Source organism: Arthrobacter sp. GCM10027362 (genome assembly GCF_042679445.1).
Classification (GTDB): Bacteria; Actinomycetota; Actinomycetes; order Actinomycetales; family Micrococcaceae; genus Crystallibacter.
Map to the genome: position 1 here is coordinate 1 of NZ_JBHTML010000123.1, position 12,926 is coordinate 12,926.

The following is a 12,926-nucleotide window of genomic DNA, read 5'->3' on the forward strand; positions in this document are numbered from 1 at the left end:
CGGCCGCCAGCAGCCCGGCCGCGGCGCCCGCGTCGTCCAGGGCTTCCAGGGCGGGCGGGTGGATGCCGATGGCGCGTGAATGCGGGCTGCGTGCCTGGCGCCGTTCCAGCACGGCGGTGTCCAGGCCCTCGCGGGCCAGCAGGATGGCCAGGAACAGGCCGACCGGGCCGCCGCCGACAATCACCACGTCATGCATCGGCGGTCTGCCGGGGCTCGAACACCAGGTGGATGCGGAAGGCCGAATCCTGCCGCACCGCCCAGTCCGGCGGGACGGCCGCGCGCAGCTCCCGGACCGTGTAGCTGCGCCGGATGGAGGTCAGCCCGTCGCGGCGGATGTAGGAACGGTGGAAGAAGGGCAGCGTCCCGGTGGCGAAGAGCACATACGCCAGGGGGCTGCGGGCGATGTCGCTGTGCAGCGCCAGGCTGCGGCAGAGTTTCTTCGAATCGGCCAGCAGCCCGTCCAGCTCCGCAGGTGCCAGATGGTGCAGGAGGTGGTTGGAGATCACCAGGTCGTAACGCCTGCCTTCGGCCACCAGATCGGAGCTGTAGGCCCTGCGGAAGGTCAGGCCGGGGACGGCGGGCCGGGATGCCGCATAGGCGTAGGCGCGCCCGTCCGGGTCGATGGCGGTGATTTCCAGCGGCAGGCCGTCCGCCGCCGCCCAGCGGGCCAGGCTGCGGGCCACGTCCCCGGCCCCGCAGCCGATGTCCAGCAGCGTCGCCGGGTGTCGTGCGGCCGCGGCCAGGCGTGGCCGCAGCTGGCGCAGGTAGGTCCGGCGCCAGCCGGAAACGGCCCGGTTGATCAGGGCGAACTGTGCATAGGTGCGCCGGAGCGTGGCCGGATCGCAGTCCGGCCTGTCCATTTCCTCCACGGCGTCGGCGGCCCGGCGGGACAGGAAGGGCATGGCGGGCTCAGGCGGGCGCCCCGGCCTTGGTCAGCAGGCACGTCTCCACGGTGAGTCCGGGGCCGAAGGCCATCGCGCAGACGCGTTCCCGGCCGCCGGCAAAGGGCTGGTCCAGGATGTGCTTGAGCACGAACATCACCGTGGCGCTGCTCATGTTGCCGTAGTCGCGCAGCGTCTGGCGCGCGGGCGCCAGCTGCTTTTCGGTGAGCTGGAGCTTCGCCTCCACCTTGTCCAGGATGCTGCGGCCGCCGGGGTGGATGGCCCAGTGGTCGATTTCCCGGTACGGCCGGTCCCACCCCTCCCGCGCCAGCAGCGGCTCCAAGGCGCCGACAATGTGCTCGTCGATAATGTGCGGAACATAGGTGCCCAGGACCATCTCGAACCCTTCGTCCCCGATGCTCCAGGCCATGGCGTCCTCGCCGACGGGGGTCAGCACCGTCTCGAAATGGTCCAGCTCGAGGTGCGGCCCCGGTCCCGGCAGTTCGCGGGCGGTGACGACCGCGGCCGCCGCACCGTCTGCAAACAGGGAGGAGCCCATGATCGTGTCCGGGTCGTTGGAGGATCGCACATGCAGCGTGCACAGCTCCGCGGCCACCACCAGCACCACCGCCCCCGGTTCCGCCTCGCAGAAGGACTTGGCCGCCCGCAGCGCGGGGAAGGCGGCGTAGCAGCCCATGAATCCCAGATGGTAGCGGCGCACTGCCGGATCCAGTCCGAGCGCGCGGACGATCTTGTAGTCCGGCCCCGGGTTGAAGAACCCGGTACAGGAGACGGTCACCAGATGGGTGATATCCGCGGCTTCCACCCCCTCCGCCGCATCCAGGGCCCTGCGTGCAGCCTCGATGAACAAATCGGTGCCTTTTGCCGCGAAGACGTCGTTGCGCACCTTGGTGCTGGGGGAGAGGATCAGCCGGGCGCCGGCGTCGAAGAACACCGGGTTTTCGCTGCGGCGTTCCAACGTCAGCTCCTCCACCACGGTATGCCGGCGCTCGATCCCCGAGTAGTCGAAGGATGTGCCCACCAGGCGGGTGCCCAGCCGGGTCAGTCCGGGCTGCTGCGCGAACACGTCGCGGACCTGGTCCTGCACCAGGACGGTGGGGGGAACTGCGGTTTCCAGGGACCTCAGGGTGACCGTCATGGTCCATTCTTAGATGCCCGCCGCCAGGATGACAATGCCCCGGCGGTTGAACCATCGGGCCTGCGGCTGCGTCTTCACAAGCGTGGACTATCAACTTGACGGGCTGCCGCTGCACGTGCTGCTCGTGCATGCGACGGTGGTGGTTGTTCCGCTGGCCGCACTGTGCACCGTGCTCAGCCTGCTCTGGCCGGCCGCCCGCAGGCGCTTGGGGGCAGCCACCCCGCTGGTTGCCTTGGCGGCCCTGGTCCTGGTCCCGTTGACGCAGGAGGCCGGGGAGTGGCTGATGGCCCGGGTGGATACCACCCCGCAGCTTCAGGCCCACGTTGGGCTGGGCCTGAAGCTGCTGCCGTGGGTGGCGGGGCTGTTTGCCGCCGCGCTGGCCCAATGGCTCTGGTTCCGCTACGGCACGGGACCGGAGCGCAGGCTGCGGACCGCCTTGGGCGTGGGCGGAACCAGGGTGCTGGCCGTCGTCGTCATGGCGGGGGTGGTGGCGCTCGCCGCCGGGACGACGGTGGCGGTGGTCCGGGTCGGGGAATCCGGCTCCCGTGCCGTGTGGGAGGGGCGCTTCAGCCAGGAACCGGTGCTGCCCTGAGCAGGTCGCGGGTATTGTCGACAAGTTCCCTAAGTAAGCTTAGTATTGCGTTGTCGCCAGCATTCCGCTCGTGTAGCGTGAAAGCAAGTGGCCACTCCTATCCCGCGGCGGCGGGGCAGTTTTTCGGTAACTGGAGGAGTAACAACGATGGCAACCGTGGAAGAATCGATCGACGTCGGGGTGCCCGTCGGCACCGCCTACAACCAGTGGACCCAGTTTGAGTCCTTTCCCCAATTCATGGGCGGGGTCGAGTCGGTCACGCAGCTGACGGATACCACCAACCGGTGGAGGGCCAAGGTCGGCGGTGTGGAGCGGGACTTCGAGACCGAAATCGTCGAACAGCTGCCGGACCGGAAAGTGGCCTGGCGCAGCGTGGACGGGACAACCCACGCAGGCGAGGTGACGTTCGACCGGTTGGGCGACCAGACCACCCGGGTGAATGTCCGGCTGCAGTGGGACACGGAATCCCTGACCGAAAAGGTGGGCGCCGCCCTCGGGTTCGACAGCATGCAGGTGAAGGCGGACCTGCGCAAGTTCAAGGATTTCATCGAATCCCGTGGCCAGGAGACAGGTGCGTGGCGGGGCAGCGTGGAGGACCGGCCGGCCGGCGAGTCCTTCGAGGGGGTGGACACGACGCCTCCGGCCGGTGCCGGCCCGGCCGTCGAAGACGAGGGGCTGGCCCGGCAGCGCGCCCTGGCGGACCTCGGACCGGAGCTGCCGGAGGCCTACGAGCGGTTCCTCGCCGGAGCCACGCCCGAAGAAGCCAGCACCCTGCGGCCGGTGATGCAACAGTCCGCGGCGGAGGGCCTGCGCGGGGTCCACATCCGGGTCCTGCCCAGCGAGATCCAGGCCATGATCTCCGATGACGTTCCGTACGGCGAAGTGCGGGTGGAAGACAACACGTAATGCCGCTCCCGAAGCGGTCCGCAACTGGAAGTAAAGGAGAGGAACGAATATGACAACGGCACGGGAAATCATGACCGGCGGCGTCGAATGCGTCGGCGAGAACGAAACACTGGAAACCGCCGCCAAGAAGATGCAGGAGCTCGATGTGGGCTCGCTGCCCATCTGCGGGGAGGACCAGCGCCTCAAGGGCATGATCACGGACCGGGACATCGTGATCAAATGCATTGCCTCGGGCGGAGACCCGCGGTCCGTCAAGGCAGGTGAACTGGCCCAGGGCAAGCCTGTCACGATCGGGGCGGATGACAGCATCGAAGAAGCCATCGAAACCATGAAGAGCCACAAGGTGCGCCGTCTCCCTGTCATCGACGGACATCAACTTATCGGAATCGTCAGCCAGGGGGACATCGCCCGCAACTATCCCGAAGACCGGGTCGGCGAGCTGGTGGAATTCATTTCCTCCTAGGGGGTGGGGGGCCCCGCCACGGCGGGGCCCAGGCGTCCACTCCATGGGTTTGCGGGTCCGGCGGCATCCGCCGCCGGACCCGCAGGCTTATCCAAGGAAATGCCCGCTTTCGGCAGGCTGCTCTTCGAAGGGTGCGCCGCACAGGTCGACGATGCGCGACGTGGCCGCGGAGTCCCGGGTCGCCTTGATCGCGGCCACCGCCGAGGCCTTGTCCTCATGGGCTTCGGAGACGGCCACGAGGCTGCCGTCGTCGTCGAGAATCCTGAACCTGAACTTCGCGTTTGAATCCCGGTACAGTTCAAACACGCCCATGGACCGGCCCTTCTTTCAGCTACCCCCTACGACAGATTGTGTTGCGCAACTCCTGCGCTGTCCGACGGGCGGACCTGGCGCTGCGCAGGTGGTTGGTCTGTGGTTGGTCTACGGTGTGGGCATGCCCCCGTTGACGTTGAGCGTCTCACCGGTCACATAGCTGGACTCCGGGGACGCCAGGAAGACATACGCCGGGGCCAGTTCCGTGGGCTGGCCCGCCCTGCCCAGCGGGGTGTCCTTGCCGAACTTGGGAAGTTTCTCCTTCGGCTGCCCGTCGGACACCTGCAAAGGCGTCCAGAACGGTCCCGGCGCCACCGCATTCACCCGGATCCCCTTCGGGGCCAGCTGCTGGGCCAGGCCCTTGGTGAAATTGTTGATTGCTGCCTTGGTGGAGGCGTAGTCGATCAGCATCGGGGACGGCATGTACGCCTGGACGGAGGTGGTGTTGATGATCGTGGATCCGGGTGGAAGATGTTTCAGCGCTGCCTTGGTAATGAGGAACATGGCCCGGATGTTTGTTTCGTAGGTGCGGGTCCACTGCTCCTCGGTCAGCTCCTCCAGAGACTCGACGGCAATCTGGCGGCCGGCGTTGTTGACCAGGATATCCAGGCCTCCCAGGCCCTCGGCCGCCTTGGAGACCAGCTCAGCGCAGAAGGCGACATCGGTCAGGTCCCCCGGCAGCGGAACCGCCTTGCATCCGGCGTCCTCGATGATGCGGCAGATCTTCTCGGCATCGGCCTGCTCTTCCGGCAGGTAATTCAACGCCACGTCGGCGCCCTCGCGGGCAAAGCCGATGGCGACGGCGGCACCGATCCCCGAGTCCGCGCCCGTGATCAGCGCCTTGCGGCCCTGGAGCCGGGCGGTGCCACGGTAGGAATATTCACCCCGGTCCGTCTCCGGTTCCAGCTCCAAATCCAGGCCGGGTTCGGGCTGGTCCTGCTCGGGTGGGCTGATCGAGGGATACCGGGTCACCGGGTTCTGGAAAGTCAGCTGGTCCGTACGGGTGTTGCCGGCGTCCTGATTGCTCATGAGTTCCTCTCCGTACCCGTTTCGTGCTTCCTACAGGCCGTAGTAGCGGTTCAGCGTTTCTTCCTCCTCGGGCGACAAGCCCGTTTCCGGCTCGCCTCCAACGGCGGGCGAGTCCTGGACGGTGTCATGGTCGTAGGCAACGTAGACATCCTTACCCTCCATTCGCGCTCCGGTCAGGGGCACAAACCGCTCCCGGGTTTCGGCCAGGCCCAAGGCCACGGTCAGCCAGGCCGGGCGGCCCGTATCCTTGTCCCGGTGAACTTCGCCGACCAGCCCGAGCCGGTGCCCCGAACTGTCCCAGACAGTGGCGTCCTGAAGCTCGTGAACAGTCTCGTCCTCGGTCATCGGTACCTCCGCTCGGGCAAGCCTGCCCACGATGGAAAGCATGCCTGGCTCGAACGTATCAGCCCGCCCATGGTTGTCAAGGAGTGCCCAAACGAAGGGGCAGCCGCCGAGCGCTAGCTGGCTTCCTGGTCCCGGCCGGCCCGGAGCGCCGGGTGCGCGAGGTTGCGGACTTTGAGCCGGCCCCCCTTCATGCCGTGAGGCGAAGGGACGGCGAGGAACAGCACCCGGCGGATTCCGCCGGCGTCTTCGCACTTGATCGTGAGGCTGCGGATCCCCTCCGGCACCGTCGGCTCGAAGTACTGCAGGTGCCGGGCTCCCAGGCTGACGGACCCCTTGCGCGTATAGACCGTGCCCAGGTGGTCTTCGACCATGATGTCGGGCCGCCTGAATTCCGGACCGGCGGTGGAGCGCACCTGCATGTTCACAATCAGTCCCGTGGTCCAGATCTCCACGGAGAGGATGATGAACTCGGAGCTGCCCGTATCATGCCGGCCGAAGGAATGCGGCACAAGTACATGCTGCAGGGTTCCTGCAAGTGTTGGATCGTCCATGACTCTTCCCCCACCTATGTGACTGGCAATGGATTCTCCATTGTAATAAGTGGTCTTACTAAAAGCGCCGGGAAACCCCTCGGATATTCCCGGAGCGCCCGCCAACCTTCCGCCGCACGCCCCTGGCCGGATCTCCACGGGGCGTGAGGCTTGCGCAGGCGCAAAGGGTGTGGCACAACTAGTTAAGAGAAGCAGGCTTAGGATTCGGCCTTGTGGCAGAACCGCGGCAGAACCGCAGCGCACGGGGCTGGGTCCGTCGGCTTCATCCCCGAGCCGGAGGCGCCGAGGGCGCCGTCCCGAAAGGAGTCGATTGGCACCCAAGCACGTTCCATAGCCGCAGGCGGCATCGGGAGAGTGCGGCCCGGCCGCGCGGAACCATCCAGCAGGCTTTTGCCTGACCTGTGTTGCCTTGAGAAAGGAGCAGTCATGGGAATCATCGCATGGATCATTCTTGGCCTGATCGTAGGGGCGATCGTCAAGGCGCTTATGCCCGGTCGTGTCGGGGGAGGCTGGGTGACCAGCCTGATCCTCGGCGTCGTCGGCGCGCTTGTCGGCGGGTGGATCGGCAGTGCGCTGTTCGGTGCCGGAGTGCAGGGGTTCTTCGACCTCGGCACCTGGATCCTCGCCATTATCGGCGGCCTGATCGTCGCAGGCATCTACGGCATGGTGACCGGCCGGTCGCACGGCCATACCCACGCCTAACGTTTCCCGCCGGCCCGTGGCCGGCAGGAAACCAAGCGGTCCCGGCACCCACATGCCGGGACCGCTTTTTGTCTCCGTATGGCGGGAACCCGCATAAAATGTTGCCTGCGTCACATAATTGCCACTAGCATGAGGCGGGACAAGCAGCGGAATTCATGAAAGAAGTGCCATGGTCCAAAAGCTTCGCGTAGTCGTCCGGGTCGACCTGGACGGGGCATCGGTAAGAATCAAGGTCCTGGGGAAAGTAGACCGGCACACGCTGATCGGCCTGTACTCACTGATCCGGCGCACCAATTCGCTCCGGCCCAATCTCCACCTCGAGGTGGACCTGCGGGACGCGCACGCCGAGGCTGCCGCGCTGGCGGAGCTGCACCACAGCTGTAAGTCCGGACACCTGCCCGAGCAGGTTGACCCCCGCCTGGCCAGGTGCCGCCTGCGGGTGCTGGATCCGGCTTCGGCGGCACCTGCGGTGCGCAGCCTTGCCGGGATGTCCGCGTAGCCGCTCCCTGACCACCATGACGTCGGCACGGGCGCCCTTTGGAGAGTGGCCCGAATCTGAGGAGGACGATTGGCATTGACAGTTTCAGGGCCGCAGGCCCGGGAAAAGCCGCGCTGCGCTGACTGCGGCAGCGGAGACTACCTCGTCTTCGGGGACTACGTGCCCGCGCGGCTCCTGCACGACAGCCAGTGGAGCGCGGCAAGCGCCAGCTACACCTGCGGCCAGTGCGGCGGAAACGGCGGGCACGAGGTGCCTTCGTCCTGGGTGCCGCCGGGCTGGTTCTGGTACCAGTAGGAGCCCTGCTGGACCCGGTGGTTGCGCCGGCTTTGTGCCGATAGTGCGCACACCGTCACCCCGGGGGTCGCCGGCGTCGCGCATGGGCTGCCGGATTTGGGCGGGGACAACGCCGCCGGGGCCAGGCCTGCCTGGAGCGCAAACCCACAAGGCCACTCCAAATCCGATGCGATCCGCTGCCCCAAACGCTGTACCGCCGGAGAGCCCTACCACGCGCTGAAGAATGACCTGCAGCAAACACTCAGGCCAGCCTGTTGAACCTTGCACATTAACGGTGCCGAGATTTCGGAGGGCGCTTGCTCAGGCGACCCGGCCATGAATGACCCACCCCGGCGCTACCTGAAGCGGGGCCCGAGAACCGGAAATGGCGACGTTGCGGCGAGGAGCTGGGCCCGGCCCTTGACGGCGAGCACGCGACCTGCCGGGGGCCACGGATTCGCCGGAGCCGCTAACCATTGTGCTCGGACGGCGGGCGTTGTGTCGTCGAGGCCGGTCCGCCGCCTCTGGCGCGGCCCATCTCGCGGGCGAGGGCGGGGTTGTGCCCGGCGATGTGTGCGGTGATGTTGTCGATGACGTCGGCGGACTTGTTCTGGCTCAGCTTGGCGCGTGCGTCGAACCGGTCGACGCGCATCCGCACGCCGACGGTGCCTTTGGCAGCGCGGCGGGTACCCGGCTCGTCTTCGGCGAGGCTGCGCCCGTTCCGGTAGTGCTGCTCGAAGTGGTCGGTGAGGCGGCTGAGCATCGCATAGTTCTCCTCCTCGCCCAGGATCTCCGGGGTGCCGTAGAGGTGGGCCGTGACGTGGTTCCAGGTCGGGACGAGATCGCCGGGGGCGTACCAGCTCGAGGAGACGTAGTCGTGCGGGCCTTGGATGATGACGAGGATTTCGTGCCGGCCGAGCTCGTGGAGGACCTCGTCGGGGCGCCCGAAGTGGCTGACGATGGTGATGTGCTCGTGGTCGTCGTCGAGCAGGACCGGGTAGTGCGAAGCGATCAGGCCCCTGCTGGTCGGCGAGACGAACGTGGCCCAGGGGTTGTTGCGGATAAGGCGTCTGACTTCTTCGGGGTCAGTCATTAGGTAGTGGGGCGTGCGGCGCATCGGGGGGGCTTTCTGTTCAGGCGGGTGCGGACGGCGAGTCCGGTGCACAGGATCACGATAGTGCCGCCGACGATGGTGGGCCATGCCGGCTGCTCGTGCAGGATGAGCGCTGGCCAGAAGAGGCCCCTTGCCGGTTGGGCGAGCTGGACCTGGCTGACCTGGGCCGAGGGCCGGACCGCCGCCCCGAAGGGAGGCGAAGACGACGACAGCGGGTGCCCGAGGGCCGCGAAGGCCCGGAACCGGCCTGCGGCGCGCTCCTGGCCGCGGACCACCGCCATCACGGCGGTCGCCGAGGGCAGCAGTCCGACCACCACCGCCCCATGGCTGGCCGGTGCCGTGGCCCGGGCATGCGAGGTCAGCCTGGGGAACCCGGCCACGGCCCCTCCGGCGACGATCGCGGGCCGTGCCCACCGGGGTGCGGTAGACAGGCGCTGCCCTGTGACCGGGAGGGCGGCCAGTGCGAGAACGGCGGCGATCAGGTCGGGACCTTTGTGCGCGCCGTGTGGCAGTTCGGGCCGGTCGACTACGGGTGGCAGGCCGCAGCGCTTGGCGCCGCGCGGTCGCGGGTTCTGCTGCTCTCGTCGACGCAGCGCACGGCCGCCCCCGATGCGATCGGGCTGCATTCGGGGAATCCGGTCCGTGAACTGCTGCCCCAGCTGCAGGCCTGGTTCGCCACCGGGCTCGCCAACCTCACACCGCCCGGGAACGGGCACGCAGTGCTCGAGACCGTCCGCCTGCACGGCGCATTCCTCATCGACGACGACCGGGCATGCGACCTCGCGACCGACGCGGACCCGCACCCGATCACCTACCGCGCCCGTGTCGGATCCAGGTCGATCCGGCGCAGCAGCTGGGCATTGAGGGCCACCACGATGGTGGAGATTGACATCAGGATGGCGGCGACCGCCGGGGAGATGGCGACGCCGGCGAAGGCGAGCACCCCTGCGGCCAACGGGACGGCCACGATATTGTATCCGGTGGCCCAGAGCAGGTTCTGGATCATCTTGCGGTAGCTGGCGTGGGACAGATCGATCATGGACAGCACCGAGCGCGGGTCGTTGCCGGCCAGCACGACGCCGGCCGATTCCATCGCCACGTCGGTGCCGGCGCCGATGGCGATGCCGACCTCGGCGCGGGCCAGCGCGGGGGAATCGTTCACGCCGTCGCCCACCATGGCCACGTTCAGGCCGCGCTGCTGCAGTTCGGCGACCTTCGTGTCCTTGTCCTGCGGCAGGACGTCGGCGAAGACCTCGTCGATGCCCAGGTCCCGGCCGACGGCGTCGGCCACCTGGCGTGCGTCGCCGGTGATCAGGGCGACCTTGATGCCGCGGTCCTGGAGGGCCTTCACGGCGGCCCGGGATTCGTCCCGGACCTTGTCCTCCAAGGCCAGGGCACCAATGATCCGCCCGTCGCGGACCACGTGCAGCACGCCCGCGCCCCGTCCCATCCATTCCCGTACCTCCGGCGCGATCTCCGAGGGGGCCTGCAGGCCAAGCTCGCGCAGCATGTTCGGCCCGCCCACGGCGACGTCGGAGCCTGCAACGGTGGCATGGACCCCCCGGCCGGTAACCGCGCCGAACCCTGTGCCCACCAGCGCCAATTGCCGTGCCGCCGGATGTTCCGCGGCCGCGCGGACGATGGCCCGGGCCACGGGGTGTTCGGAGTCGGCCTCGGCGGCCGCAGCCGCGGCGAGCAGTTCGGCCTCGTCGATGCCGTCGGCCGCCGTAACGCCGGTGACGGCGTGCCGGCCTTCGGTGAGGGTGCCGGTCTTGTCGAACAGGACCACGTCGATAGTGCGCATGCGCTCCAGGGCCATGCGGTTCTTGATCAGCACGCCCGAACGGGCGGCACGTTCGGTGGATATGGCGATGACCAGCGGGATGGCCAGGCCCAGGGCGTGGGGGCAGGCGATGACCAGCACCGTCACGGTGCGGACCACTGCCTCGTCCGGGCTGCCCAGCAGCAGCCAGGCAATGAAGGTGATGGTCCCGGCCGCCAGGGCGAAGTAGAACAGCAGGGCGGCGGCACGGTCGGCCAGCGCCTGGGCGCGGGAAGAGGAGGCCTGCGCCTCGGCGACCAGGCGCTGGATGCCGGCCAGGGCGGTATCGGAACCGATCGCGGCGACCCGGACGCGCACGGCATTGTCGGTAGCCACGGTTCCGGCCACGACCTTGTCCCCGGGGCCGCGGCGAACGGCCTTGGATTCGCCGGTGATCATCGACTCGTCGAACTCCGCTGCGCCGCCGGTGATCTGCCCGTCGGCGGGCACCCGGGCACCGGGGCGGACCAGGACGACGTCGCCGACGGCCAGCCCGTCCAGCGGGACCGTGGTGATGACACCGTCGTCGTCCACCTTCTCAGCCTCGTCCGGCAGCAGCGCCGCGAGGGCGTCCAGAGCCCCCGAGGCCGCGCCGAGGGCGCGCATCTCCAGCCAGTGGCCCAGCAGCATGATCACGATCAGCAGCGCCAGCTCCCACCAGAAGTCCAGGTCGAAACCGCCCAGGCCCAGGGTCGTGACCCACGAGGCGAGGAACGCGACGGAGATGGCCATGGCAATCAGCAGCATCATGCCCGGCTGGCGGGACTTAAGCTCATTCCAGCCGCCCTTGAGGAACGGCATGCCGCCGTACCAGAAGACGACGGTCCCCAGCACCGGCGGGATCCAGGCGGAGCCGGGGAACTGGGGAAGCTGGTAGCCCAGCAGGTGCGCGAACATCGGGCTGAAGAACACGACCGGGGCGGACAGGGCCAGGCTCAGCCAGAACTTGCTCCTGAACATGGCCGTGCTGTGCCCGGCGTGCTGGCCATGCGTGTGGACGGCATGGTCTTCATCGACGGCGGAATGGGCGTGTCCGGCCGGCATGGCCTGGCCGTGCGTGCTGTGGTCCTCGATGCCGTGTCCGAAGTGACCGTGGCCGTGCTGGTGCTCTGCCACCGGCCGGTCGTGTCGGTTGTGGCTGGGGGTGGTCATAACGCTCCTTGTGCTTGTTGCCCGCGGGGACGTGCCCTCGGGGCTCTGGTCAGGATTCGTCGAACCGGTAGCCGGCTGCGGATTGCACGTCCGGTTCCGCCAGTTGCGGCGCATTCCCGGCGGACGCGCAGCAGGGGCAGCCGGACGCTGCCGAAACCAAGGGCAGCAGGTGGACGGTGGTCTCAGTCATGACGATCTCCTCGGCACAGTGGCGGATTCCGTGGAGCGTGGAAGCGTCGGGTCATTCGAGTTGGCGCTTGGCTCGGCTGCGGAGTGGGGACCTTCAGTGCGTTGGCCCGAGGTGCGGGCCCGTGACGTCGTGTTCCGGTAGCTCCGAAATTATACCCCCACGGGGTATTTGTCAATCCCTGCCGGCCGGTAACCTGCGGCATCTTGAGGCCAGGCCGGCGGCGACGGTCAGGGATGCCGTGCCGGACGGACCGCCAAATGGTGCCGGTCCGACAGGCTGATGGTCACCGCGGCGACAGCCACGCCGACGACGACGCCCACCAGCGTGTCAGCCACGCGGCTGACCGCGGCCTCCGCCGTGATCCGGCCACCGAGGCCGGTCAGCAGCAGGACCATCGGCGTGATCGCCATGGACAGCAGCAGGTAGTTCCTGATCACCAGCAGCTCGGCGGCCGCCTGCAGCAGCACGATCGCCGCCACCGCCTGCCAGTAATCCAGGGCCAGGGCAATCAGGCCGGCGGCGATGGCCGCGCCCAGGACGTTGCCGGCGAGCCGCTGGATGCCGCGCTGCACCGTGGTGTGGAAGGTCAGTCCCTGCAGGGCTGCCACAGCAGCCATGGACGCCCACAGCGGGTGCCCGAAGCCGAGGGCCAGGGCGAACCAGCCGGCCAAGGCGGCGGAAATCGACGTGCGGGCCGCATTGAGCAGCAACTCGCGGCTGCCCAGTGCGCGTACCGACTCCCGCAGCAGGCCGGGCCGCCGGGGGACTTCCGCTGCCGGGGCAACGGGCCGCCGCAAGTGGCGCCTGACCTTGCGCAGCCCGGCCTGGTGCCGGGCAATCTTCCGCAGCCGGGCAGGATCCTTGTCTCCGGACCAGGCGGCGACGGCGGCCTCGGCGTCGCCCAGCAGCCGCAGCAGCCGGTGGCGGTGCCAGGCC

The 12,926-nt window shown here is 68.3% G+C and carries 18 protein-coding genes; 6 read left to right on the forward strand and 12 right to left on the reverse strand.

Going from position 1 to position 12,926, the window contains the following annotated elements:
* From ACFQ36_RS15605 to ACFQ36_RS15615, 3 genes are all read right to left on the reverse strand, one after another.
* Positions 1–196, reverse strand: a 196-nt coding sequence (locus ACFQ36_RS15605; RefSeq protein ID WP_377015165.1) for an FAD-dependent oxidoreductase, incomplete at its 3' end; no start/stop codon positions are given.
* Positions 189–902, reverse strand: a complete 714-nt coding sequence (locus ACFQ36_RS15610) for a class I SAM-dependent methyltransferase (protein ID WP_377015167.1) — start codon at positions 900–902, stop codon at positions 189–191. The genes ACFQ36_RS15610 and ACFQ36_RS15605, both read right to left, overlap by 8 nt.
* Positions 903–909: 7 nt before the next feature.
* Positions 910–2,040 carry a type III polyketide synthase gene (locus ACFQ36_RS15615; RefSeq protein WP_377015169.1) on the reverse strand — a complete coding sequence of 377 codons (1,131 nt, stop codon included), beginning with the start codon at positions 2,038–2,040 and terminating at the stop codon, positions 910–912.
* Between the two features lie 34 nt (positions 2,041–2,074).
* Between ACFQ36_RS15615 and ACFQ36_RS15620 the strand changes: the two genes are divergently transcribed.
* The 3 genes from ACFQ36_RS15620 (at position 2,075) to ACFQ36_RS15630 (ending at position 4,001) form a co-directional block, all read left to right on the forward strand.
* Positions 2,075–2,632, forward strand: coding sequence for a hypothetical protein (locus ACFQ36_RS15620; RefSeq protein WP_377015171.1), 558 nt, complete (start codon positions 2,075–2,077; stop codon positions 2,630–2,632).
* A gap of 147 nt (positions 2,633–2,779) precedes the next feature.
* Positions 2,780–3,538, forward strand: coding sequence for an SRPBCC family protein (locus ACFQ36_RS15625; RefSeq protein ID WP_377015173.1), 759 nt, complete (start codon positions 2,780–2,782; stop codon positions 3,536–3,538).
* Positions 3,539–3,587: 49 nt separating this feature from the next.
* Positions 3,588–4,001 carry a CBS domain-containing protein gene (locus ACFQ36_RS15630; RefSeq protein ID WP_377015175.1) on the forward strand — a complete coding sequence of 138 codons (414 nt, stop codon included), beginning with the start codon at positions 3,588–3,590 and terminating at the stop codon, positions 3,999–4,001.
* An 87-nt stretch (positions 4,002–4,088) separates the two neighbouring features.
* Here ACFQ36_RS15630 and ACFQ36_RS15635 read toward each other — a convergent pair whose 3' ends face one another.
* The 4 genes from ACFQ36_RS15635 to ACFQ36_RS15650 form a co-directional block, all read right to left on the reverse strand.
* Positions 4,089–4,313, reverse strand: coding sequence for a YegP family protein (locus ACFQ36_RS15635; protein ID WP_377015177.1), 225 nt, complete (start codon positions 4,311–4,313; stop codon positions 4,089–4,091).
* A gap of 108 nt (positions 4,314–4,421) precedes the next feature.
* On the reverse strand, positions 4,422–5,342 hold the full coding sequence (locus ACFQ36_RS15640; protein WP_377015179.1) for an SDR family oxidoreductase: 921 nt from the start codon (positions 5,340–5,342) through the stop codon (positions 4,422–4,424).
* Between the two features lie 30 nt (positions 5,343–5,372).
* Complete coding sequence (locus ACFQ36_RS15645) at positions 5,373–5,687, reverse strand: PRC-barrel domain-containing protein (protein WP_377015181.1); 315 nt, start codon at positions 5,685–5,687, stop codon at positions 5,373–5,375.
* 113 nt (positions 5,688–5,800) lie between these two features.
* Positions 5,801–6,238, reverse strand: coding sequence for a hypothetical protein (locus tag ACFQ36_RS15650; protein ID WP_377015182.1), 438 nt, complete (start codon positions 6,236–6,238; stop codon positions 5,801–5,803).
* Between the two features lie 426 nt (positions 6,239–6,664).
* Here ACFQ36_RS15650 and ACFQ36_RS15655 point away from each other — a divergent pair, with 426 nt between their 5' ends.
* From ACFQ36_RS15655 to ACFQ36_RS15665, 3 genes are all read left to right on the forward strand, one after another.
* The gene (locus ACFQ36_RS15655; protein WP_377015184.1) at positions 6,665–6,940 is read left to right on the forward strand and encodes a GlsB/YeaQ/YmgE family stress response membrane protein; all 276 of its coding nucleotides are present in this window, start codon (positions 6,665–6,667) and stop codon (positions 6,938–6,940) included.
* Positions 6,941–7,109: 169 nt separating this feature from the next.
* Entirely contained in the window at positions 7,110–7,439 is a 330-nt protein-coding gene (locus tag ACFQ36_RS15660) for a hypothetical protein (protein WP_377015185.1), read from the forward strand.
* Positions 7,440–7,508: 69 nt separating this feature from the next.
* Positions 7,509–7,733 (forward strand): hypothetical protein, encoded by a 225-nt coding sequence (locus ACFQ36_RS15665; RefSeq protein WP_377015186.1) that lies wholly within the window; start codon positions 7,509–7,511, stop codon positions 7,731–7,733.
* A gap of 448 nt (positions 7,734–8,181) precedes the next feature.
* Here ACFQ36_RS15665 and ACFQ36_RS15670 read toward each other — a convergent pair whose 3' ends face one another.
* The 5 genes from ACFQ36_RS15670 to ACFQ36_RS15690 all read right to left on the reverse strand — a co-directional run.
* The gene (locus ACFQ36_RS15670; RefSeq protein WP_377015188.1) at positions 8,182–8,829 is read right to left on the reverse strand and encodes an FMN-binding negative transcriptional regulator; all 648 of its coding nucleotides are present in this window, start codon (positions 8,827–8,829) and stop codon (positions 8,182–8,184) included.
* Positions 8,805–9,452, reverse strand: a complete 648-nt coding sequence (locus ACFQ36_RS15675) for a hypothetical protein (protein ID WP_377015189.1) — start codon at positions 9,450–9,452, stop codon at positions 8,805–8,807. The genes ACFQ36_RS15670 and ACFQ36_RS15675 overlap by 25 nt, the downstream gene beginning before the upstream one ends.
* Before the next feature lie 185 nt (positions 9,453–9,637).
* Entirely contained in the window at positions 9,638–11,800 is a 2,163-nt protein-coding gene (locus ACFQ36_RS15680; protein ID WP_377015191.1) for a copper-translocating P-type ATPase, read from the reverse strand.
* Between the two features lie 49 nt (positions 11,801–11,849).
* Entirely contained in the window at positions 11,850–11,990 is a 141-nt protein-coding gene (locus ACFQ36_RS15685; RefSeq protein WP_377015192.1) for a hypothetical protein, read from the reverse strand.
* Positions 11,991–12,217: 227 nt separating this feature from the next.
* On the reverse strand, positions 12,218–12,926 hold a 709-nt coding region (locus ACFQ36_RS15690), incomplete at its 5' end, for an FUSC family protein (protein WP_377015194.1).

Bases quoted from the DNA above. Each gene is read 5' to 3' on its own strand.
- ACFQ36_RS15610 (WP_377015167.1), bottom strand. From the start codon at position 902: ATGCCCTTCCTGTCCCGCCGGGCCGCCGACGCCGTGGAGGAAATGGAC.
- ACFQ36_RS15615 (WP_377015169.1), bottom strand. From the start codon at position 2,040: ATGACGGTCACCCTGAGGTCCCTGGAAACCGCAGTTCCCCCCACCGTC.
- ACFQ36_RS15620 (WP_377015171.1), top strand. From the start codon at position 2,075: ATGCCCCGGCGGTTGAACCATCGGGCCTGCGGCTGCGTCTTCACAAGC.
- ACFQ36_RS15625 (WP_377015173.1), top strand. From the start codon at position 2,780: ATGGCAACCGTGGAAGAATCGATCGACGTCGGGGTGCCCGTCGGCACC.
- ACFQ36_RS15630 (WP_377015175.1), top strand. From the start codon at position 3,588: ATGACAACGGCACGGGAAATCATGACCGGCGGCGTCGAATGCGTCGGC.
- ACFQ36_RS15635 (WP_377015177.1), bottom strand. From the start codon at position 4,313: ATGGGCGTGTTTGAACTGTACCGGGATTCAAACGCGAAGTTCAGGTTC.
- ACFQ36_RS15640 (WP_377015179.1), bottom strand. From the start codon at position 5,342: ATGAGCAATCAGGACGCCGGCAACACCCGTACGGACCAGCTGACTTTC.
- ACFQ36_RS15645 (WP_377015181.1), bottom strand. From the start codon at position 5,687: ATGACCGAGGACGAGACTGTTCACGAGCTTCAGGACGCCACTGTCTGG.
- ACFQ36_RS15650 (WP_377015182.1), bottom strand. From the start codon at position 6,238: ATGGACGATCCAACACTTGCAGGAACCCTGCAGCATGTACTTGTGCCG.
- ACFQ36_RS15655 (WP_377015184.1), top strand. From the start codon at position 6,665: ATGGGAATCATCGCATGGATCATTCTTGGCCTGATCGTAGGGGCGATC.
- ACFQ36_RS15660 (WP_377015185.1), top strand. From the start codon at position 7,110: ATGGTCCAAAAGCTTCGCGTAGTCGTCCGGGTCGACCTGGACGGGGCA.
- ACFQ36_RS15670 (WP_377015188.1), bottom strand. From the start codon at position 8,829: ATGCGCCGCACGCCCCACTACCTAATGACTGACCCCGAAGAAGTCAGA.
- ACFQ36_RS15675 (WP_377015189.1), bottom strand. From the start codon at position 9,452: ATGCAGCCCGATCGCATCGGGGGCGGCCGTGCGCTGCGTCGACGAGAG.
- ACFQ36_RS15680 (WP_377015191.1), bottom strand. From the start codon at position 11,800: ATGACCACCCCCAGCCACAACCGACACGACCGGCCGGTGGCAGAGCAC.
- ACFQ36_RS15685 (WP_377015192.1), bottom strand. From the start codon at position 11,990: ATGACTGAGACCACCGTCCACCTGCTGCCCTTGGTTTCGGCAGCGTCC.